General features: G+C 71.9%; 24 protein-coding genes and 1 riboswitch. Of the genes, 18 read left to right on the forward strand and 6 right to left on the reverse strand.

Annotated features, from left to right (window positions below):
* A partial coding sequence (locus NIE79_RS17280) for a septum formation family protein (protein ID WP_238679546.1) occupies positions 1-656 on the reverse strand: 656 nt, incomplete at its 3' end.
* 13 nt (positions 657-669) lie between these two features.
* Complete coding sequence (locus tag NIE79_RS17285; protein ID WP_238679547.1) at positions 670-1,560, reverse strand: septum formation family protein; 891 nt, start codon at positions 1,558-1,560, stop codon at positions 670-672.
* 254 nt (positions 1,561-1,814) lie between these two features.
* Here NIE79_RS17285 and rpe point away from each other — a divergent pair, with 254 nt between their 5' ends.
* From rpe to ribH, 7 genes are all read left to right on the forward strand, one after another.
* Complete coding sequence (gene rpe / locus NIE79_RS17290) at positions 1,815-2,495, forward strand: ribulose-phosphate 3-epimerase (protein WP_238679548.1); 681 nt, start codon at positions 1,815-1,817, stop codon at positions 2,493-2,495.
* 1 nt (position 2,496) lies between these two features.
* Positions 2,497-3,453 carry a response regulator gene (locus NIE79_RS17295; RefSeq protein ID WP_238679549.1) on the forward strand — a complete coding sequence of 319 codons (957 nt, stop codon included), beginning with the start codon at positions 2,497-2,499 and terminating at the stop codon, positions 3,451-3,453.
* Between the two features lie 78 nt (positions 3,454-3,531).
* Positions 3,532-3,702, forward strand: a riboswitch (FMN riboswitch).
* 167 nt (positions 3,703-3,869) lie between these two features.
* Positions 3,870-4,931, forward strand: a complete 1,062-nt coding sequence (gene ribD, locus NIE79_RS17300) for a bifunctional diaminohydroxyphosphoribosylaminopyrimidine deaminase/5-amino-6-(5-phosphoribosylamino)uracil reductase RibD (protein ID WP_238679550.1) — start codon at positions 3,870-3,872, stop codon at positions 4,929-4,931.
* Position 4,932: 1 nt separating this feature from the next.
* Complete coding sequence (locus tag NIE79_RS17305) at positions 4,933-5,577, forward strand: riboflavin synthase (RefSeq protein ID WP_238679551.1); 645 nt, start codon at positions 4,933-4,935, stop codon at positions 5,575-5,577.
* Positions 5,577-6,266 (forward strand): nicotinamide riboside transporter PnuC, encoded by a 690-nt coding sequence (pnuC, locus tag NIE79_RS17310; RefSeq protein WP_238679552.1) that lies wholly within the window; start codon positions 5,577-5,579, stop codon positions 6,264-6,266. Before NIE79_RS17305 ends, pnuC begins: the two co-directional genes overlap by 1 nt.
* A gap of 76 nt (positions 6,267-6,342) precedes the next feature.
* Entirely contained in the window at positions 6,343-7,608 is a 1,266-nt protein-coding gene (locus NIE79_RS17315; RefSeq protein WP_238679553.1) for a bifunctional 3,4-dihydroxy-2-butanone-4-phosphate synthase/GTP cyclohydrolase II, read from the forward strand.
* Positions 7,609-7,610: 2 nt separating this feature from the next.
* Entirely contained in the window at positions 7,611-8,111 is a 501-nt protein-coding gene (gene ribH / locus NIE79_RS17320; RefSeq protein WP_091401939.1) for a 6,7-dimethyl-8-ribityllumazine synthase, read from the forward strand.
* Positions 8,112-8,130: 19 nt separating this feature from the next.
* Here ribH and NIE79_RS17325 read toward each other — a convergent pair whose 3' ends face one another.
* Genes NIE79_RS17325 through NIE79_RS17335 form a run of 3 tightly spaced genes read right to left on the reverse strand, consistent with a single transcriptional unit; the run spans position 8,131 to position 10,583 of the window.
* A complete protein-coding gene (locus tag NIE79_RS17325) occupies positions 8,131-8,874 on the reverse strand; it encodes an amino acid ABC transporter ATP-binding protein (RefSeq protein ID WP_274524226.1) in 744 nt (247 codons plus the stop codon).
* 3 nt (positions 8,875-8,877) lie between these two features.
* On the reverse strand, positions 8,878-9,723 hold the full coding sequence (locus NIE79_RS17330; protein WP_238679554.1) for an amino acid ABC transporter permease: 846 nt from the start codon (positions 9,721-9,723) through the stop codon (positions 8,878-8,880).
* Positions 9,720-10,583, reverse strand: coding sequence for an ABC transporter substrate-binding protein (locus tag NIE79_RS17335; RefSeq protein ID WP_238679555.1), 864 nt, complete (start codon positions 10,581-10,583; stop codon positions 9,720-9,722). Before NIE79_RS17335 ends, NIE79_RS17330 begins: the two co-directional genes overlap by 4 nt.
* A 133-nt stretch (positions 10,584-10,716) precedes the next feature.
* Between NIE79_RS17335 and NIE79_RS17340 the strand changes: the two genes are divergently transcribed.
* The 10 genes from NIE79_RS17340 (at position 10,717) to NIE79_RS17385 (ending at position 19,454) form a co-directional block, all read left to right on the forward strand.
* Positions 10,717-10,980 (forward strand): phosphoribosyl-ATP diphosphatase, encoded by a 264-nt coding sequence (locus tag NIE79_RS17340; RefSeq protein WP_030335709.1) that lies wholly within the window; start codon positions 10,717-10,719, stop codon positions 10,978-10,980.
* 49 nt (positions 10,981-11,029) lie between these two features.
* Positions 11,030-11,875 (forward strand): ATP phosphoribosyltransferase, encoded by an 846-nt coding sequence (hisG, locus tag NIE79_RS17345; RefSeq protein ID WP_030488425.1) that lies wholly within the window; start codon positions 11,030-11,032, stop codon positions 11,873-11,875.
* A 208-nt stretch (positions 11,876-12,083) separates the two neighbouring features.
* Complete coding sequence (locus NIE79_RS17350; RefSeq protein WP_238679556.1) at positions 12,084-12,557, forward strand: PH domain-containing protein; 474 nt, start codon at positions 12,084-12,086, stop codon at positions 12,555-12,557.
* A 366-nt stretch (positions 12,558-12,923) separates the two neighbouring features.
* On the forward strand, positions 12,924-13,571 hold the full coding sequence (infC, locus tag NIE79_RS17355; RefSeq protein ID WP_238679557.1) for a translation initiation factor IF-3: 648 nt from the start codon (positions 12,924-12,926) through the stop codon (positions 13,569-13,571).
* A gap of 20 nt (positions 13,572-13,591) precedes the next feature.
* Positions 13,592-13,786, forward strand: coding sequence for a 50S ribosomal protein L35 (rpmI, locus tag NIE79_RS17360; RefSeq protein WP_007458415.1), 195 nt, complete (start codon positions 13,592-13,594; stop codon positions 13,784-13,786).
* Between the two features lie 31 nt (positions 13,787-13,817).
* Positions 13,818-14,210 carry a 50S ribosomal protein L20 gene (gene rplT / locus NIE79_RS17365; RefSeq protein ID WP_030488429.1) on the forward strand — a complete coding sequence of 131 codons (393 nt, stop codon included), beginning with the start codon at positions 13,818-13,820 and terminating at the stop codon, positions 14,208-14,210.
* Between the two features lie 83 nt (positions 14,211-14,293).
* Entirely contained in the window at positions 14,294-15,091 is a 798-nt protein-coding gene (locus tag NIE79_RS17370; protein ID WP_238679558.1) for a TrmH family RNA methyltransferase, read from the forward strand.
* A 219-nt stretch (positions 15,092-15,310) separates the two neighbouring features.
* Entirely contained in the window at positions 15,311-16,390 is a 1,080-nt protein-coding gene (pheS, locus tag NIE79_RS17375; protein ID WP_238679559.1) for a phenylalanine--tRNA ligase subunit alpha, read from the forward strand.
* 40 nt (positions 16,391-16,430) lie between these two features.
* A complete protein-coding gene (pheT, locus tag NIE79_RS17380) occupies positions 16,431-18,977 on the forward strand; it encodes a phenylalanine--tRNA ligase subunit beta (RefSeq protein WP_238679560.1) in 2,547 nt (848 codons plus the stop codon).
* A 27-nt stretch (positions 18,978-19,004) separates the two neighbouring features.
* A complete protein-coding gene (locus NIE79_RS17385) occupies positions 19,005-19,454 on the forward strand; it encodes a S26 family signal peptidase (RefSeq protein WP_238679561.1) in 450 nt (149 codons plus the stop codon).
* 69 nt (positions 19,455-19,523) lie between these two features.
* On the opposite strand, the gene NIE79_RS17390 is transcribed toward NIE79_RS17385, so the two are convergent.
* On the reverse strand, positions 19,524-19,739 hold the full coding sequence (locus NIE79_RS17390; RefSeq protein ID WP_238679562.1) for a hypothetical protein: 216 nt from the start codon (positions 19,737-19,739) through the stop codon (positions 19,524-19,526).
* A gap of 155 nt (positions 19,740-19,894) precedes the next feature.
* Here NIE79_RS17390 and NIE79_RS17395 point away from each other — a divergent pair, with 155 nt between their 5' ends.
* The gene (locus NIE79_RS17395) at positions 19,895-20,449 is read left to right on the forward strand and encodes a MauE/DoxX family redox-associated membrane protein (protein ID WP_238679563.1); all 555 of its coding nucleotides are present in this window, start codon (positions 19,895-19,897) and stop codon (positions 20,447-20,449) included.
* The last annotated feature ends 28 nt before the right edge of the window (positions 20,450-20,477 follow it).

Below are 20,477 nucleotides of genomic sequence, written 5' to 3' on the forward strand. Positions count from 1 at the left end.
CCTTCCTTTCTTGCGTCGATGTTGTCCTTGACCATCTTCGGGTTGAACGAGGGGGACGCCAGCGGGCGCTCTCCGGAGAGCGCGCCCCGAAGGCTGCCGGGGGGCAGGTCGACAGCGGGGTCGTCGATGCTGGCGATCTCGGTGACGTCGCAGCGGTACCAGCGGGCCCCGCCCGACCAGGCCTGCGGCGACGGCAGCACGACGGTCAGGCCGAGCCGCCCGGAACGCCAGTCGGCTCCCACCGCCTTGTTGACCGCCGTGTCACACCCGGTCTGCGCGGCCCGCATGCCGGCCGAGCCGGGCTGCGGGGGCGTAGCGCCCTCGGCGCCCGGGCCGGTGAGGGTGCCGACGTGCATGGTCTCCACCCGGTGCGCCTCGGTGCACGCCGTCGGGTTGTAGCCGGTCAGGAAGCCGACCTGCTGGGAGCTCTGGTGGCAGACGTCGGCAGCGGGGACGAACTGCTGCGCCGCGACGGGCGCCGGCCAGTCGTCGATGAGGTCAGTGTCGACTCCGGCGGGTGCGCCGCACCCGGCCAGCGCCAGGGCCAGCGCGCCACCCCCGGCGAACGCCGCCAACCACCGTCGCATACCGACCTCCCGCCGCTGCTGGCCCCCGACCGGACCCAGCCGGTCGATAGCACCACGGCGCAGCAGCATACGGCAACGATGCTCAGATCGCGGGCAGTCCCTCGGGGCCCGCGCCGCGCATCGAACGGGTGAGTTTGCGGTCGTCGCTCCACAGGAAACAGCGCACCCCACGGTCGCCCTCCTCCCACTCCCGCTGCGATGGTGGGTAGTAGATGGACCCGGCCCGGTACGGCAGCTCGCTGTTGTTGGGCACCGCCGCGTACTCGGCGATCAGCGCCATGCAGCGCTGGTGCGCCTGCTCGGCGGACTTGGCGAACTCCGCCCAGCTCATGTTCCGCTCCTCGTAGACGCCCACGAACTCGGCGCGGTGCGGCTCGGTGCAGAGCACCGGCGCCATGTAGTTGAGGTTGTCGCCGATCAGCTTGGGGTCGAAGCAGCGGTGCGTCAGGGGTGTGTCGCCGATCAACGCGCCGCGCAGGCTGCCGGTGCGGTTCACCGGCCGGGTGTTGTCGATGCTGCCGGTCTCGCTGAGGTCGCAACGGAACCAGCGGGCCCCGCCGGCCCACGCGGGCGCGGACGGCAACGCGAGGGACAGCGCGAGTCGGGCCGTGTGCCAGTCGCCGCCGAGCACCTCCCGGGCCCGCTGGTCGCACTCGGCGCGGGCCGTGCGCAACGCCGACGATCCGGGTTCCGGTCGGGCCTCGGTCAGCGCGTCCGGCCCGACGAAGGTGCCGACGTGGATGGTCTCGGCCAGGTGGTTACGCGCGCAGTCCACCGTCTCGTACGTGCTGGCCTGCACGACGGTGGCGATCCGCGGCAGGCAGGTGTCGGTGGCGGGGGTGAACGGCTTCGGAACCCGCAGCGTCGGCCAGTCGTCGGTGAGGTCACCGTCCGCGCCCCGCGCCGGCGCGCAGCCGGCCAGCAGCATCGTCGTGACGCTGGCCAGCACCAGCGCTGGAAGCCACCGTCGCATCGTCCGCCCTCCCGGGAGCTGGCGGCCGGTCGCCGCGCCCCGCGGCGAGACCCCGGCGGGCGTGCAGCCTACGGCACCGTCCCGGTTGGAGTGTCGTCGCGTTTCCGTCGATCGGCCAGTGGCTGATGTCTGTTCGTCCGGATTCGGGGGTCCGGAGCGTCCAATTCTGCACCAATGGTCATTGCTGGGTCACAGCGCGTCCCCAAAGGTGCCGCGATGCGGGTGGCGGGTGGCCACGTTCGTACACTGGCCCCGTGACCGTACCGCCGCCGATCGTCGCGCCGAGCATCCTGGCCGCCGATTTCGCCCGCCTCGCCGAAGAGGTCCGTGCCGTCGAGGACGCCGCGGACTGGTTGCACGTCGACGTGATGGACAACCACTTCGTGCCGAACCTGACCATTGGGCTGCCCGTGGTGCAGAGCCTGCGGGCTGTCACGGCGATGCCCTTCGACGTGCACCTGATGATCGAGGACCCGCGCCGGTGGGCCCCCGGGTACGCCGACGCCGGGGCGTACAACGTCACCTTCCACGCGGAGGCGTCCGACGACCCGGTGGCGCTTGCCAAGGACCTGCGTTCGGCAGGTGCGAAGGCGGGCCTGGCCATCGACCGGGACACCCCGATCGAGCCCTACCTGGACCTGCTGCCCAGCTTCGACACCCTGCTGATCATGACGATCAAGGCGGGCTTCGGCGGGCAGCGGTTCATTCCGCAGCTGCTGGAGAAGGTGCGGACGGCCCGGCAGCACGTGTCGGCCGGGCACCTGGAGCTGCGCATCGAGGTGGACGGCGGGATCGCCGCCGACACCATCGAGCAGGCGGCCGCGGCCGGCGCCGACGCGTTCGTGGCCGGCACCGCCGTGTACGGGGCCGCCGACCCGGCGGAGGCGGTACGGCACCTGCGGGCACTGGCGGAGCGCGCGGCGCCCGGGGCCTGAGGTGGAGCCCGAGGCCGACCGCAAGGACATCATTCTCGTCGTGGACGACGACGAGGACATCGCTCGGTTCGTCGAGTTCAACCTGCGGCTGCACGGCTTCGAGGTGATCCACGCCAGCGATGGCCAGGAGGCCCTGGAGGTCATCGAGCGCCAGCGGCCGGACCTGGCAGTGGTCGACCTCATGATGCCCCGGATCGACGGGCTGGAGTTGACCCGCCGGTTGCGCGCCGACCCGATGACCTCCGCCCTCCCGGTGATCATGCTGACCGCCAAGGGGATGACAGTCGACAAGGTGCACGGGCTCAGTGCCGGCGCTGACGACTACCTCGTCAAACCGTTCGACACCGCCGAGCTGGTGGCCCGGGTCTCGTCCACGCTGCGCCGCAACAAGGAGTTCCGGGAGGTCTCCCCGCTGACCGGGCTGCCCGGCAACAGCCGGATCCGTCGGGAGATCAGCGACCGGGTCCGAAACGGCGTGGACTACGCCGTCGGCTACGTCGACATCGACCGGTTCAAGAGCGTCAACGACCGGTACGGCTTCGTGCGTGGCGACGACTTCATCTCCGCGCTGGCCCGCAGCCTGCACCGGGCGGTGGTGGGCGTCGGGCTGCCACCGGCCTTCCTCGGTCACGTCGGCGGCGACGACTTCGTCATCGTCTGCGCCCCGGACCAGGTGCGCCCACTGACGTCCCGGGCGGTCGTCGACTTCGAGAACGCCGCCGACACGCTCTACGACCCGACCGACCGGGAGCGCGGCTTCGTCGAGTTGAAGGATCGACGCGGCAACATCCGGCGGGCGGCCCTGGTCACGCTCTCCATCGGGGTGTCCCTCTCCGACGCCGGCAAGCGCTTTACCGACCCGCTCGAAGCGATAGCTGTGGCCTCGGAGATGAAGACGGTGGCCAAGAGTCAACCGGGCTCGTACGTGGCAGTGGACCGGCGTCGCGGCGTCACCTGAGCGTGATACCGCTGTGAAGTAGCTCGCCTAGGTGGCGGCAGAGCCGGATCGGCGTGTAAGACTTCCCGTGTACCCACCACGCGCTGGCGGGACTCGGTGAAATTCCGAACCGGCGGTGATCCACGGTCCAACCGTGGTCAGCCCGCGACCCGGACGGCTCTGCTGTCCGGTGGACCTGGTGAAAATCCGGGGCCGACGGTTGGGGGCGGTTCGTCCGCGCCCAGACAGTCCGGATGGGAGACAGCGCGCGGGACGGACGGGTCCGAGCCGGCCGCTGGCTTCAGCGTGCCGTGCCGACCCCCCGGGGGCGGCTGTGCCGTTCCCGGAATCCGCCACCGCCTGCCCGTGGCCCCATGGCCACCGCCTCCCTGACCGCCCGCGCGCGGCTCGGCGAGTGAGAGGGCAGGGGCAGGGCGATGGCCAGCGTCTCCGTTGATGAGGCGATGCGGCGTGCGATCGAGTTGGCAGCGCGCGGGCTCGGCACCACCAGCCCCAACCCGGTGGTCGGGTGCGTGCTCCTCGACGAGGACGGCGAGGTCGCGGGCGAGGGTTTCCACGCGTACGCCGGGGGGCCGCACGCCGAGATCGTCGCCCTGGCGCAGGCCGGGCGGCGGGCCAAGGGCGGCACCGCTGTCGTCACACTGGAACCCTGCGATCACACCGGCCGCACCGGCCCCTGTAGTTCCGCGCTCGTCCAGGCCGGGGTGGGCCGGGTCGTCATCGCCGTACCCGACCCCAACCCTGTCGCTTCCGGGGGCGCCGCCACCTTGCGCGCCGCCGGGGTCCGGGTCGATCTGGGGGTACGCGGCGAGGAGGCCGAGGCCGGCAACGTCGCGTGGTTGACGTCGATGCGCCGGGGCTGGCCGTACGTGATCTGGAAGTACGCCGCCACGCTCGACGGGCGCTCCGCCGCGACGGACGGCACCAGCATGTGGATCACCTCGGAGGCGGCCCGGATCGACGTGCACGCGCTGCGCGGCACTGTCGACGCGGTCATCGCCGGGGTGGGCACCGTGCTCGCCGACGACCCCCGGTTGACAGCCCGCAACCTGCGCGACGGCAGCCTGGCCATCCGGCAGCCGCTGCGGGTGGTGGTGGACAGCTCGGGGCGTACCCCGGCTGACGCCAAGGTCCGCGACGGCGCCGCACGCACGTGGATCGCGACCGCCGACGAGGTCGGCGCCGACCCGGACGGCCGGGTCGACCTGTCGGCGGTGCTCGCGGCGCTGCACCAGCGCGGGGTCCGCGCGGTGCTGCTGGAGGGCGGCCCCCGGCTGGCCGGCGCGTTCCTGAAGGCCGGGCTGGTCGACAAGATCGTCGGGTACGTCGCGCCGCGGTTGCTCGGCGCCGGCCCGACCGCTCTGGTCGACGCGGGAGTGACCACCATCGCCGAGGCCATCGATCTGGAGTTCGTCGACGTTACGCAGATCGGTCCGGATCTCCGGATCACCGCTTTGCCCCGCAAACGGGAGGGCTGACATGTTCACTGGCATTATCGAGGAATTGGGCGAGATCGTCCGGGTAGCGCCGACGGCAGGCGATTCGGCGCTGCTGGGTGTACGCGGCCCACTGGTCACGTCCGACGCCCGGCACGGCGACTCGATCGCCGTCAACGGTGTCTGCCTGACCGTCGTGGAGGTGGCCGACGGGGTCTTCACCGCCGACGTGATGGGGGAGACGCTGCGCCGCTCCGCGCTGGGCGCGCTGCGCCCCGGCGACCCGGTCAACCTGGAGCGGGCCGCCGCGCTCGGTAGCCGCCTCGGCGGGCACCTGGTGCAGGGCCACGTCGACGGCGTCGGTGAACTGATCTCCCGGGAGCCGGCCGAGCAGTGGGAGACCGTCCGGTTCCGGCTGCCCGCCGCCCTGTCCCGGTACGTGGTGGAAAAGGGCTCGATCACCATCGACGGTGTCTCGTTGACGGTGGCCGCCGTGGGCGCGGACGAGTTCGCCGTCGGGCTGATCCCGACCACGCTCAAGCTGACCACGCTCGGCGCGAAGAGCGTCGGCGACCCGGTCAACCTGGAGGTCGACGTGCTGGCCAAGTACGTCGAGCGGCTGCTCGGCGACCGGCTCACCGACCCCGACGTGCGCGGGCTGGCCGCGAACCCGGGCGGAGTCGCCTGATGGGCCCGCTCAGCTGGCTGCTGGACGCCCAGGTGCAGATCGCCGGCTCGCCGGTGCTGGCCCGGGAGATCGTCGGCAACGCGTTCGGTCTGGTCTCGGCGCTGCTCGGGCTGCGTCGACTCGTCTGGGCGTGGCCGGTCGGCATGATCGGCAACGCGCTGCTCCTCACCGTCTTCCTCGGCGGGGTGTTCGCCACCCCGCAGGAGCACGACCTGTACGGGCAGGCCGGCCGGCAGGTGTTCTTCTTCGCTGTCAGCGTCTACGGCTGGTGGCGCTGGCAGCGCAACCGTCGCGCCGACGGCGGGCAGGCCGCTGTCGTGCCGCGCTGGGCCACCGGACGGGAGCGACTGATGCTGCTGGTGGTCGCCGTGATCGGCACCGCCGCGGCGTACCCGCTGCTCAAGGCCCTGGGCTCGTGGGGCCCGTTGCCCGACGCCTGGATCCTCACCGGCAGCCTGCTGGCCACGTACGGGATGGCCCGCGGCTGGGTGGAGTTCTGGCTGCTCTGGATCGCTGTCGACGCGGTCGGCGTGCCGCTGCTGCTGCGCGGCGGGTTCTACCCGTCGGCAGTCATGTACCTGATCTACGGCGCCCTCTGCGTCTGGGGCTTCGCCGCCTGGTGGCGCACCTCCCGCGCCACACGGCCGGCCGCCGCCCGCACGCCCACCTACACGGAGGCCATCGCATGAGCGAGCGCAGCGAGCGAATCAGCAGGTCCAGCGCCGTGTCGGGTCACGACGCCATGGAACGAAGTGGAGTGGCGGCATGACCAGCTTCGGAAGCATTGAGCAGGCGATCGCGGACATCGCGGCCGGCCGGCCGGTCGTCGTTGTCGACGACGCCGACCGGGAGAACGAGGGCGACCTGATCTTCGCGGCCGAGTTGGCCACACCGGAGCTGATGGCGTTCATGGTGCGCTACACCTCCGGCTACGTCTGTGTGGCGCTGACCGAGAGTGAAGCCGACCGGCTCGACCTGCCGCCGATGCACCACACCAACCAGGACCGGCGCGGCACCGCGTACACGGTGACTGTGGACGCCCGCGAGGGGGTCAGCACCGGCATCTCGGCGGCCGACCGCGCGCACACCAGTCGGCTGCTCGCCGACGCGGCGACCGACCCGACGGATCTGGCCCGCCCCGGGCACGTGGTGCCGCTGCGGGCCCGCGAGGGCGGGGTGCTGCGCCGGCCGGGGCACACCGAGGCGGGGATCGACCTGACCCGGCTGGCCGGTCTGCGTCCGGCCGGCGTCCTCTGCGAGCTGGTCAACGACGACGGCACCATGATGCGCCTGCCGGACCTGGAGAAGTTCTGCGCCGAGCACGGCCTCACGTTGATCACCATCGCCGACCTGGTCGCCCACCGGCGGCGTACCGAGAAGCAGGTCGAGCTGGTCGCCGACGCCCGGATGCCGACGAAGCACGGGGTGTTCCGGGCGCTCGGCTACCGCGCCGCGCACGACCCGGCCGAACATGTCGCGATGGTGCTGGGTGACCTCGGCGACGGCCAGGACGTGCTGGTCCGGGTGCACTCCGAGTGCCTGACCGGGGACGTGTTCGGCTCGCTGCGCTGCGACTGCGGGCCGCAGCTGGAGGCCGCGCTGGCTCGGGTCGGTGAGGAGGGCCGGGGCGTGGTGCTCTACGTCCGTGGGCACGAGGGGCGCGGCATCGGGTTGCTGCACAAGCTGCAGGCGTACCAGTTGCAGGACCTGGGCCGCGACACCGTCGACGCCAACCTCGACCTGGGCCTGCCGGCCGACGCCCGCGACTACGGCACCGGCGCGCAGATCCTCTACGACCTGGGCGTGCGGTCGATGCGGCTGCTGACCAACAACCCGGCCAAGCGGGCCGGGCTGGAGGGGTACGGGTTGACCATCACCGGCCGCGAGGGGCTGCCGGTCGGCGCTCACCCGGAGAACATGCGCTACCTGCGCACCAAGCGGGACCGGATGGGTCACCTGCTGGACGAGTTGGACGAGGTGTCCGAGGCGCCGCTGGGGCGTCCGGTCGCCAACGACGAGATCGGAGCATGACGATGGCGGGTTTCGGTGAGCCGGGAGTCGAGGCGGTCGACGCCGCGGGGCTGACCGTCGGGGTCGTTGCCGCCCGCTGGCACGGCGAGCTGACCGACCACATGCTGGAGCGTGCGGTGGCCGCCGCCGAGGCGTGCGGCGCGCGTTCCGTGGTCGCCCGGGTCGCCGGCTCGGTCGAGCTGCCGGTGGTAGCGCAGGCCCTCGCCCGCCGCTGCGACGTGGTGGTCGCCCTCGGAGTGGTGGTCCGTGGGTCCACCGCCCACTTCGACTACGTGTGCCGCTCGGTCACCGACGGGCTGACCCGGGTGGCGCTGGACGAGGGCAAGCCGGTGGCGCACGGGGTGTTGACAGTGGAGACCATCGAGCAGGCCCGCGACCGCGCCGGCCTGCCCGGCTCGGCGGAGGACAAGGGCTGGGCCGCCACCGTGGCGGCGCTCGACGCGGCGCTGGCCGTGCGGACGGTGGCGGCGGGCAACGCGCAGCGGGTCGGCTTCGGCGGCTGACGCCTCCACCGGCCCTCGCTCAGAGCCGACCGGCCTCGATGATCCGGCGCAGGAACTGCCGGGTACGGGGCTGGGTCGGCTCGCCGAGCACCTGCTCGGGCGGGCCGCTCTCGACGACCCGCCCGGCGTCGAGGAAGCACACCTCGTCGGCGACCTCCCGGGCGAAGCCCATCTCGTGGGTGGCCAGCACCATTGTCATGCCGTCGGCCTTCAGGTCGCGGATCATCGCCAGCACCTCGCCGACCAGCTCCGGGTCGAGCGCGGAGGTGACCTCGTCGAGCAGCATCAGTCGAGGTGAGTTGGCCAGCGCCCGCACGATCGCCACCCGCTGCTGCTGCCCGCCGGAGAGCCGGTCCGGGTAGGCGTCCGCCTTGGCGCCGAGCCCCACCCGGTCGAGCAGCTCCCGGGCCTGCGCCTCGGCCTCCGCCCGGCCCCGCCGGTGTACGCGGCGCGGCGCGAGGGTGATGTTGTCCAGCACGCTCAGGTGTGGGAAGAGGTTGTACGCCTGGAACACCATGCCGATCCGCCGCCGGACCCGGTCCGGGTCCACCCGGGGATCGGAGATGTCCTCCCCGTCCAACTCGATGGTGCCGTCGTCGAGTTCGTCCAGCAGGTTGACGCAGCGCAGCAGTGTCGACTTGCCGGACCCGGACGTGCCGATCACCGCCACCACCTGATGCTCGGCGACGGTCAGATCGAGGTGGTCGAGCACGACGTGCCCGCCGAACTCCTTGCGCAGCCCTCGACAGCGCAACAACGCCATGGGTCAGCCTCCCGACTGTCGGCGGGCCGAGCGCAGCGTCACCCAGTCGGTGACCGCGATCAGCGGGATCGCGAGCAGCACGAAGAGCACCCCCGCCACGACGTACGGCGTGTAGTTGAATGTCTGGGCGGTGGCGATCTGTGCGGCGCGGACCGCGTCGATCGGCCCGGCCAGCGACACCAGCCCGACGTCCTTCTGCAACGCCACCACGTCGTTGAGCAGGGGTGGCGCCACCCGGCGGACGGCCTGCGGCAGGACCACGTGCCGCATCGTCTGCCGGTAGGTCAGGCCCAACGAGCGGGCCGCGGCGAGTTGGCTGGAGTGCACCGACTCGATGCCGGCCCGGAACACCTCGGCGAGGTAGCCGCCGTAGGTGAGGACCAACGCGATCCCACCCAGCACCAGCACCGGCGGCATGCCCTGCAACCGCAACCCCGGCACGCCGAGGGTGAGCAGGTACAACACGATGATCAGCGGTAGGCCGCGGAAGGTGTAGGTGTAGCCGGCGGCCAGCGCGCGGACCGGGAAGAAGACCGGCCCGCGCAGCGTCCGCAGCACGGCGATCACCAGCCCGAGCAGCAGCGCGCCGACCGCACAGCAGACCAGCAGCCGTACGTTGAGCCAGAGCCCGCTCAGCACCGTCGGCAGCGCGTCGCGGGCGATCTGCGGATCCAGGAACGACAGCCGGACCCGGTCCCAGCCCGGCGCCCCGGTCACCGCGATCACCAGCAGCGTGCCGAGCGCCGCCGTCGAGGACGCCGCGACGAGCACGCTGTAGACGGTCTGCCGACGCCGGTACGCCGACCGCCGCAGCTGCGCCTCCGACGGCACATGATCCAGAAGCGTCACCGCAGCTCGGCCGCCCCCGCCACCTGGGCGAGCCACTTCTGCTCCAGCTCCTTCAGTGTGCCCGCCGTGGTGAGCTGACCGACCGCCCCGCTCACGCAGGAGGTCAGTGGGGAGTTCTTGTCCAGCAGCAACCCGAACGCCTCGGGCGTACCGACCTGCGGCACCTGCCCGACGATCGTCGCGTCGGTGATCTCCGCGCCGGTGATGTAGAAGGCGGTCGGAAGATCCACCACCAGACCGTCCAACTGCCCGTTCTGGAGGGCCTTCTTGGCGTCGTCGTTGCTGTTGTAGACCTGTGGCTTGGCGGTCGGCTTGATCACGTCGGTGATCGCCTGGTAGCTGGTGGTGCCGACCTGCGCGCCGAGCCGAGCGTCCCGCAGCTCGGCCAGCGACTTGCGGCCGGCGATCTTCGAGGACTTCAACGCGATGACTGTCTGCCGCACCAGGTAGTACGGCGCGGAGAAGTCGACAGCCTGCTTGCGCTCGTCGGTGATGGAGAACTGGTTGATGTCGAAGTCGAAGGCCTTCGGCCCCGGCGCGATGGCGGTGTCGAACTTGACCCGGGTCCAGGTGACGTCGGCGCGGGCGTAGCCGAGCTTCTCGGCCACCGCGTACGCGACGGCGGATTCGAAGCCCTCGCCGCTGTCCGGCTTGTCCTCGGCGAACCACGGCTCGTACGCGGGCTGGTCGGTGGCGATGGTCAGCTTGCCCGGCGTACGCGTGGGCAGGCTGTCCTTGGCGCAGGACGGCGCTGCGGTGACAGTGGGGGTGGGTCTCTCGACCTGTGGAGCGCATCCGGCGGTGGCTACGACGACGGCGCCGGCGACTGTGAGCGCGAAAAGACGTGAGCTGCTGGCCATGGCGGACAGCGTAGAGCTCCATGGGCATCGATCGACAATTGTCCCACCATGTTGGTAGGGAATTGTCCGCTTGCTGGATTTTGGCGGACCCGGACGCGGGGTGTCGCCCGGGTGGCTGGAAGAATCGTTCCCCGTGAAGACGTTCGAGGAGTTGTTCGCCGAGCTGCAGGCCAAGGCCGCCGCCGGCACCCCGGGCTCGGGCACCGTCGCCGCGCTGGACAAGGGCGTGCACTTCATCGGCAAGAAGGTCGTCGAGGAGGCGGCCGAGTCGTGGATGGCCGCCGAGCACGAGGGGCCGGAGCGCACCGCCGAGGAGATCTCCCAGCTGCTCTACCAGGTCCAGGTGCTGATGCTCGCCAGCGGTCTCGAGCTCAAGGACGTCTACCGACATCTGTGAGTGCCCCCACCCCTGTTGATCGCCAACCGGATCGAAGGAGCACTCCGTCATGCTGCGTGTCGCCATTCCCAACAAGGGCACCCTGGCCGAACCGGCTGCCCAGATGCTGCGCGAGGCGGGCTACCGCCAGCGCACCGACCCCAAGGACCTCGTCTGCCGGGACGAGGCCAACGACGTCGAATTCTTCTACCTGCGCCCGAAGGACATCGCCACCTACGTCGGCTCCGGTGACCTCGACCTCGGGATCACCGGGCGGGACCTGCTGATCGACTCGGCCGCGCCGGCCGAGGAGGTCGTCGACCTCGCCTTCGGCCGGGCCACCTTCCGCTTCGCCGCCCGCCCCGACGACATCGCCTCCGTGCAGGAGCTGGGCGGTCACCGGATCGCCACCGCGTACCCGGGGCTGGTCGAGCGGCACCTCGGCGAGGTGGGCGTCAAGGCCGACGTGATCCGCCTCGACGGCGCCGTGGAGAACGCCGTACGCCTCGGCGTCGCCGACGTGATCGCGGACGTGGTGGAGACCGGCGCGACACTGCGCCAGGCGGGCCTGGTGGTCTTCGGTGAGCCGCTGCTGCGCTCGTCGGCGGTGCTGGTCCGGCGCGCCGGCGCGCCCGCGCAACCGCAGGCCGAGCAGTTGCTGCGCCGCCTGCACGGTGTGCTGGTGGCCCGCCGCTACGTGATGCTCGCCTACGACGTGCCGGCCGGTCTGCTGGACCGGGCCAGCGGGCTCACCCCGGGCATCGAGTCGCCCACCGTGTCGCCGCTGCACCGCGAGGGCTGGGTGGCGGTGCAGGCGATGGTGCTCCGCGACGACGTGCACCGCATCATGGACGAGCTGTACGAACTGGGCGCCCGCGCCATCCTCGTCACCAACATCCACGCCTGTCGCCTCTGACCGTTGCGTCCAGAGTGCACCCCGGCGCTTGATCGACTCGGGTTCACTGAAACGGGGGTGTCCGCGCGCCAGGGACACCCCCGTTTCATGAAGCCCGAGTGGATCTGTCGCCCCGACGCGGCGGTCTCGGGGTCGGGGTTGCGTGTTCGGGGTGGTGGCTCGGCGGGTGGTGCGTTTGATGGGCGAGTGCGGGTGGCAGACTGGTGGGGTGAGTGAAACCGAACTGGTCCGCCTGAAGCCCCGCCGCATCCGCGTGGTCTGCTGGTCGGCGGCGGCCGCCCTGGTGGTCGTGTTCGGTCTGGTCGCCACGTCGCTGAGTGGCCCGACCGGCGATGGTTACGGCAGCTTCCAGCGCGGCGACCAGATCGCCATGATCGGCCTGGGCGTCTTCGGGGCGCTGGGCTTCCTGCTGTTCACCCGCCCCCGGGTGGAGGCGGACGCCCGGAGCATCCGGGTGCGTAACGTCATCAGCTCCTACGAGCTGCCCTGGGAGGTCGTCCGGGGCGTGCGTTTCGACCGCGGCGCGCCGTGGGCCAGCCTGGAGCTGCACGACGACGACCTGCTGCCGATGGTCGCGTTGCAGGCCGCCGACAAGGAGCTGGCCGTCGACGGGGTCCGCGCGCTGCGCCGGCTGCACGAGGCCCACCAGGCCCGCCTCGCCGAGCGCGCCGTCGGCCGCTGACCGGCCCGAACTGCGGCCGGTCACGTCGTGCCTGGACGCAGGTCGTGCCCGGTTTGGGGGTGGCCGAGGCGCCGGTGTAGTGTTATCGAGTCGACCAGGCTGTCTCCGCGTGCGAGCAGACAGCCTTGAAAGCGGAGCGCCTGCTCCCACCCGAGTCGCCGCTACGGTGGCCGGGTCCGGTCACCGGTTCCGGGCATGTCCCGGCGCCGGATGCGCGATCCTTGTGATCGTGCTGCTGACCGGTCGAGCGGGCCCTGGCATGCGCCGGGGCCTTCTGCTTTTCGGGTCGGTTCCCTCCCGGGAGCCGCAGGGGTCGGCGACAGAGCAGAAACGACTCGAGGAGGCCCCATCAGCGTCGAACCACGCGTGAACGAGCAGATCCGGGCACGTGAGGTCCGACTGGTCGGCCCAGAGGGTGAGCAGGTGGGCATCGTCCCCCTGGAGCGCGCTCTTCAGCTGGCCGCGGACGTCGATCTGGACCTGGTCGAGGTTGCGCCGATGGCGCGCCCGCCGGTGTGCAAGCTCATGGACTTCGGCAAGTTCAAGTATGAGAGCGCACTCAAGGCGCGCGAAGCGCGGCGTAATCAGCAGCAGACCGTCATCAAGGAAATGAAGCTTCGGCCGAAGATCGACCCGCACGACTACGAGACCAAGAAGGGTCACGTGGTGCGGTTCCTCAAGGCGGGCGACAAGGTCAAGGTGACGATCATGTTCCGCGGTCGCGAGCAGAGCCGCCCGGAGCTGGGTTACCGGCTCCTGCGCCGGCTCGAATCCGAGATCACGGAACTGGGATACGTCGAGGCCGCTCCGAAGCAGGACGGTCGAAACATGATTATGGTTCTCGCCCCGCATCGGGCCGTCAAGGCCTCCGCGGTCGCCGCTACGGCGTCTCGCGGCGGACCTCGGGACCGGGCGGACGAGTCCGCTCCGGCAGCCGATGATGAGACCGCGGCGGTCGGCGAGACCGCAGCAGCCGGTGACACCGGCCTCGCCGCCGACACCAGCGGCGAGTAACAGGGGAGAAGACGTTCCACATGCCGAAGATGAAGAGCCACACGGGTATGGGTAAGCGGGTCAAGGTGACCGGCAAGGGCAAGATCGTTGCCCAGCAGGCCGGCCTCCGCCACAACCTGGAGAAGAAGCCCTCCACCCAGACCCGCCGGCTGACCGGCACGGTCGTGCTGGCCAAGGCCGACGTCAAGCGCATCAAGAAGCTGCTCGGCCGCTGACGCGCGCCACCTTACGTAATTAGGAGTTGAGATGGCACGCGTCAAGCGGGCTGTAAACGCCCAGAAGAAGCGTCGTACCCTGCTGGAGTCCGCGAGTGGTTACCGCGGTCAGCGCTCCCGCCTGTACCGCAAGGCCAAGGAGCAGGTGCTGCACTCGATGCAGTACGCCTACCGGGACCGTCGCGACCGCAAGGGCGACTTCCGGCAGCTGTGGATTCAGCGGATCAACGCGGGCGCCCGGGCCAACGGGATGACCTACAACCGTCTGATCCAGGGCCTGCGTCTGGCCGGCATCGAGGTCGACCGCAAGATCCTGGCCGACATGGCTGTCAACGACGCCGCCTCTTTCGCGGCGATCGTCGAGCTGGCCCGGGCCGCGGTCACGGCCGAGGGCACCGGCGGCGCGGCGGCTCAGGCCGCCTGATCCCCACGCACCAGAACGAGGCGTCTCCCGTGTCGGTACCGCCGTCCGGGGGGCGCCTCAATCGTGCCGGAGGAGCGCACATCATGGCTTTCACCCCGCGTACCCCAAGGGTTGTCGCCGCCCGCCGCCTGCAACGCCGCCGGGACCGCGACGCCACCGGCCGTTTCCTGGCCGAGGGCCCGCAGGCGGTCCGCGAGGCCCTCGCGCGGCCGCAGGTGGTCACCGAACTTTTCGGTACGACCACAGCGCTCGACAGGTATCCGGAGTTGGCCGCCACGGCGGCCCGCGCCGACGTGCCGGTCTCCGAGGTGACCGACGATGCCCTCGCGGCGCTGACCGAGACCGTCGCCCCGCAGGGGTTGGTCGCCGTCTGCCGGCACCTGGACGTCTCACTGGAGCAGGCCCTCGCGGGTGCGCCCCGGCTGGTGGCGGTGCTCGCCGAGATCCGTGACCCGGGCAACGCCGGCACGGTGCTGCGCACCGCCGACGCGGCCGGTGCGGGTGCGGTGATCTTCGCGGGAGACGCCGTCGACCCGTACAACGGCAAGTGTGTGCGGGCCTCGGCCGGCAGCCTCTTCCACGTCGACGTGGTGCGCGCCCCCGACCCGGTCGCGGTGGTCGACGCGCTGCGCGCCGCCGGGCTGTCGATCTTCGCCACCACCGGGTACGGCGACAACGACCTGGACGACCTGACCGACTACGGTCGGCTCGTCGGACCCACCGCCTGGTTGTTCGGCTCGGAGGCGCACGGTCTTTCCGAGGAGTTGACCGCCGCCGCCGACACCACTGTGCGGGTGCCGCTGTACGGGCGCGCGGAGAGCCTTAACCTGGCTGCCGCCGCAGCGGTCTGCCTGTACGCTTCAGCGAGAGCGCAGCGCTGAGGGTGATTGCCTCCGGCGCGACTGACAGCAGGGGAGAGCGTCCGTCCATGAACGCGACACGGCGTTCGTTTAGCCAGCCCGCCGGTGTCGGCGGGCGGCGGGCCTGACCTGCTCCCTGCGCAACTCCTACCGGCGGGCTGCGGCACAGCCGCGCGTCCGTAGACTCGCCTAGCCGCCCCGGTGAGGGCTGGCGCCGCCGTGAGGGAGTGCCCGTACGCCATGAGCTACCGCAACGATCCGTACGACCCGAAGCAGGTCGCCCTGCTCGACCCCGCCGCCCTGGCCGAGGCCGTCGCGGACGCCACGAAGGCGTTCGAGGCCGCCGCCGACCCGGACGCGCTGACCGCGCTGCGCTCGGTGCACCTGGGTGACCGGTCACCGGTCTCGCTCGCGCGCCGGGAGATCGGCGCGCTGCCCCCGGCCGCGAAGTCCGACGCCGGCAAGCGGGTCAACGAGGCCCGCCGGGCGATCGAGTCCGCGTACGCCGAGCGCGCCGAGGTGGTGGAGCGCGAGCAGGCCGAGCGTGTGCTGGTCGAGGAGCGGGTGGACGTCACCCTGCCCTACGACCGGCGTCCCCGTGGTGCCCGGCACCCGTTGAGCACCCTGATGGAGTCGATCAGCGACCTCTTCGTCGGGATGGGCTACGAGGTGGCCGAGGGGCCCGAGGTCGACCTGGAGTGGGTCAACTTCGACGCGTTGAACATCCCCGCCGACCACCCGGCACGCGGGTTGATGGACACCTTCCACATCGCATCCGCTGATGGCTCCGCGGGCTCCGGCCTTGTTCTACGAACGCACACCTCGACGGTGCAGACCCGCACGATGCTCAGCCGCAAGCCGCCGATCTACGTGATCGTGCCGGGCCGCGTCTACCGCACCGACGAGATCGACGCCACCCACAGCCCGGTGTTCCACCAGGCCGAGGGCCTGGTGGTCGACAAGGGCATCACGATGGCGCACCTGCGGGGCACGCTGGACCACTTCGCCCGGGCGATGTTCGGCCCGGAGGCGAAGACCCGGTGGCGGCCGCACTACTTCCCGTTCACCGAGCCGTCGGCCGAGTTCGATGTGTGGTTCCCGGAGCACCGGGACGGCCCACAGTGGGTCGAGTGGGGTGGCTGCGGCATGGTCAACCCCCGGGTGCTGCGCGCCTGCGGCGTCGACCCGGAGGTCTACTCCGGATTCGCCTTCGGCATGGGCATCGACCGGACCCTGATGATCCGGCACGGGGTCAGCGACATCCGCCATCTCTTCGAGGGCGACGTGCGGTTCAGCCGCGCGCTCGGGACCGGGGCGTAGGCGATGCGGGTACGAGACACGGGAACGGTGGTCTGAAGTCATGCGAGTTTCTGTCAGTTGGCTGCGGGAGTACGTCGACCTCCCCGCCGACCTGCCCACCGGTGACCTGGAGCAGGCCCTGGTCGACCTCGGCATCGAGGTCGAGTCCGTGGTGGACCTGGCCGGGACCGTCACCGGCCAGCTCGTCGTCGGTGAGGTCCGCGAGATCGAGGAGCTCACCGGCTTCAAGAAGCCGATCCGGTTCTGCCGGGTCGACGTGGGTGCCGCCAACGGCACCGGCGAGCCGCAGGAGATCGTCTGCGGGGCCCGTAACTTCGCACCGGGTGACCGGGTGGTGGTGATCCTGCCCGGCGGTGTGCTGCCCGGCGGCTTCGCCATCGGCGCCCGCAAGACCTACGGGCACAACTCGGCGGGCATGATCTGCTCGGCCAAGGAGCTGGGCCTCGGCGATGACCACTCGGGCATCATCGTGCTGGGGCCGGACGTCACGGCCAAGCCGGGCGACGACGCGCGCCCGGTCGTCGGCCTCGACGACGTCGTGCTCGATCTGGAGATCACCCCCGACCGGGGGTACGCGTTGAGCCTGCGCGGCCTGGCCCGGGAGCTGTCGCACGCGTTCGACGTGCCGCTGCGCGACCCGGCCCTCGCGCCGGCCCCGGGCGGCACCGAGACGCCCGCGTACCCGGTGGAGGTCCGCGACACTGTCGGCTGCGACCGGTTCACGGCCCGCCTGGTCCGTGGGGTCGACCCGACAGCGCCCACACCGTCCTGGATGCAGCAGCGGCTCGTCACCGCCGGCATCCGCAGCATCTCGCTGCCCGTCGACATCACCAACTACGTGATGCTGGAGCTGGGCCAGCCGATGCACGCCTTCGACGCCGACCGGATCGCCGGGCCGCTGGTGGTCCGGCGCGCCGACGCGGGGGAGAAGCTGACCACCCTCGACGGGGTCAACCGGGTGCTCACCGCCGACGACATGGTCATCTGCGACGACACGGGCCCGATCTCCCTGGCCGCGGTGATGGGCGGCGAGACCAGTGAGGTCGTCGCCAGCACCACCACTGTGCTCTTCGAGGCGGCGCACTGGGACCCGGCGATGGTCGGGCGCACCGCCCGCCGGCACAAGCTGTTCAGCGAGGCCGCGAAGCGCTGGGAGCGGGGCGTCGACCCGGCCGTGGCGCTGGTCGCGCTGGAGCGTGCCGTGCGGCTGCTCACCGAGCACGGCGGGGGCACGCCGAGCGCGGAGATCCTGGACATCGACCACGTCCGGCCACGTACCCCGATCAGCCTTCCGGCGGACCTGCCGACCCGGCGGGTCGGCGTCGAGTACCCGCCGGCGCGGGTGGTCGCCCTGCTGGAGCGGGTCGGCTGCACTGTCGCGCAGGGCGCGGACCGGTTGTCCGAGGACCCGGGCGCGGTCGGCGTGGCCAGCGGCGTCGGGACGGTGCTGAGCGTCACCCCGCCGACCTGGCGGCCCGACCTGACCGACCCGGCCGACCTGGTCGAGGAGGTTGTCCGCCTCGACGGGTACGACCGGGTGCCGTCGGTGCTTCCCACCGCGCCTCCGGGGCGCGGTCTGACCCCGCGACAGCGTCGCCGCCGGGCCGTCGCCGGGTCGCTGGCTGAGCGGGGGTACGTGGAGGTGCTCGCGCATCCGTTCGTGTCGCCGGAGCTGGCCGACCAGCTCGGCCTGCCGGCCGACGACCCGCGCCGGCCCGCGGTGCGGCTGGCCAACCCCCTGTCCGAGGAGGAGCCGCTGCTGCGCACCACGTTGCTCGGCCCGCTGCTCGGCATCCTCAAGCGCAACCTCGGCCGGGGGCACCGCGACCTCGCCCTCTACGAGATCGGCGCGGTCTTCCACCCGCGCGTCGGCGCCGGCAGCCCGCCGGCGATGGGCGTGGACCGGCGTCCCACCGACGCGGAGTTCGCGGCCGCCGACGCTGTGGTGCCGGCGCAGCCGGTGCACGTCGCTGTGGTGCTCTCCGGCGACCTGGACCCGGCCGGTTGGTGGGGTGCGGGTCGACCGGCCGGCTGGGCGGACGCGATCGAGGCGGCTCGTGACGTGCTGGCCGCCGCCGGGATCCCCGACGAGCGGGTCGAGGTGCGCGCCACCGAGTACGCCCCGTGGCACCCGGGTCGCTGCGCCGAGCTGCGGGTCGACGACTCGGTCGTCGGGCACGCCGGCGAGCTGCACCCGGTGGTGGTCGCGGCGTTGGAGCTGCCCCGCCGCACCTGCGCGATGGAGCTGAACCTCGACGCGCTGCCGCCGACCCCGGTGACGTCCGCGCCGACGGTCTCCGGCTTCCCGCCGGCGCTGATCGACGTGGCGCTGGTGGTGGACGAGTCGGTGCCGGCGGAGCAGGTGCGCCGAGCGCTGGAGGCGGGCGCCGGTGAGCTGTTGGAGGACGTGCGACTGTTCGACGTGTACTCCGGCGCGCAGCTCGGTGCCGGTCGCCGGTCGCTGGCGTACAAGCTCACCTTCCGGGCGCCGGACCGGACGCTCACCGTCGAGGAGGCGGTCGCGGCGCGGGACGCGGCGGTCGCCGTCGCGGCGGAGCGCCTCGGCGCCACCCTGCGCGGCGCCTGAGCGATGCCGCTGCTGGGATGGCTCGCGGTGGCTGCCGTACTCGCGGTGGCCACCGCCGGCCTGCTCTGGGCCCGCCGGCACCTGCTGTTGGTCAGCGTGGTGGGGCGCAGCATGGAACCGACGCTGCGCTCCGGTGACCGGGTGCTGGCCCGACGGGTGCCGTTGGCTCGGATCCGGCCCGGCGACGTGGTCGTGGTGGTGGCCCCGGCCAGGATGACCGCCGGGCGTCCCACCCGCCCCGACGCTGCCGGCAACCCCGGTCTGCTGATCAAGCGGGCGTACGCGGTGCCGGGCGACCCGGTGCCGGTGGACCGGGTGCCGCTGCTGCGCCAGGGCGGCGAGCGGAACGTGCCGGCCGGCCGGCTGGTGGTGCTCGGCGACAATCCGTCCCAGAGCTACGACTCCCGTGAGTGCGGCTACATCGCCGAGCCGGATCTGCTCGGAGTGGTGGTACGACCGCGACTGCCCGCGAACTGACCGCCGGAGCGGTGTCACACAGGACGGTGTGCCGTCCGGCTCAGGGCCGGACGGCACACCGTCACCGCCTCAGCAGAGAGCGGACATCGTGCTCGCGCCCGCGCTGCAGTAGTAACCGCAGCTTCCGCAGGTCGTCTTGCAGCCAAGGTTCGTGCTGCAGCGCTTGAAGTAGCACGTCCCACAGAGCGCGCAGTACGGGTCCGGCGGACAGCCGGCGGCTGCCGTCACCTTGGGTACGAACACGCCGAGCATCCGCTCGCCCAGGTTCTCCAGTCGACGGAACATTCGTTCACCTCCCCTCGATGCTGATCGTTGCCGGGACGCTACGGCGGCCCGATACACCGCCGGTACAGCCGAGTCAGGCGTCGGCAATCGTCGATGTATTCGCGATGTATCCGCCGCTCCTAGCGTGGGACTCCCAGCGACGGAGGTGGATACGGATGCGAGCCCTGGAACTGACCGCACGGCTACTGCTGGCCCTGGTGTTCCTCGCTGCGGTCATCGGCAAGCTGCGGACCCGGGCGGGCTACGCCGCGTTCGTGGCGTCGGTCGGCCAGTTCGGTGTGCCGGCCCGCTGGACCGCGCCGGCCGCCCGCGTGGCCGTGGCCGCGGAGGCGGCCGTCGTGGTGCTGCTCGCCGTCTCCCGAACCGTGCCCGCCGGGCTGGTCCTCGCCGTCGGGCTGCTCGGTGTGCTCACCGCAGCGATGGTCGGAGCGCTGCGCCGGGGCGCCCGGCCGGCCTGTCGCTGCTTCGGCGCCGCCGACGCGCCCATCGGCGCCCGGCACGTCGGGCGCAACCTCGCGCTCCTGACGGTGGCGCTGCTCGGCCTGCTCGGCGGTGCCACCGCCGCCGGGCCGCCGCTGTCCGCCTCCGCCGCGCTGGTCGCCGTCGGCGTCGCGGTCCCCCTCGCCGCCGTGGTGGTCCGCCTCGACGACCTCGTGGCCCTCTTCGCCCCCACCCCGTCGCGGCCGACCCGCCCGGCCGGCCGGCACTGACCCCGGATCGAATCCCCGCACCCCGAAG

Origin of the sequence: Micromonospora trifolii (assembly GCF_022229005.1) — a bacterium.
GTDB lineage: Bacteria > Actinomycetota > Actinomycetes > Mycobacteriales > Micromonosporaceae > Micromonospora > Micromonospora trifolii.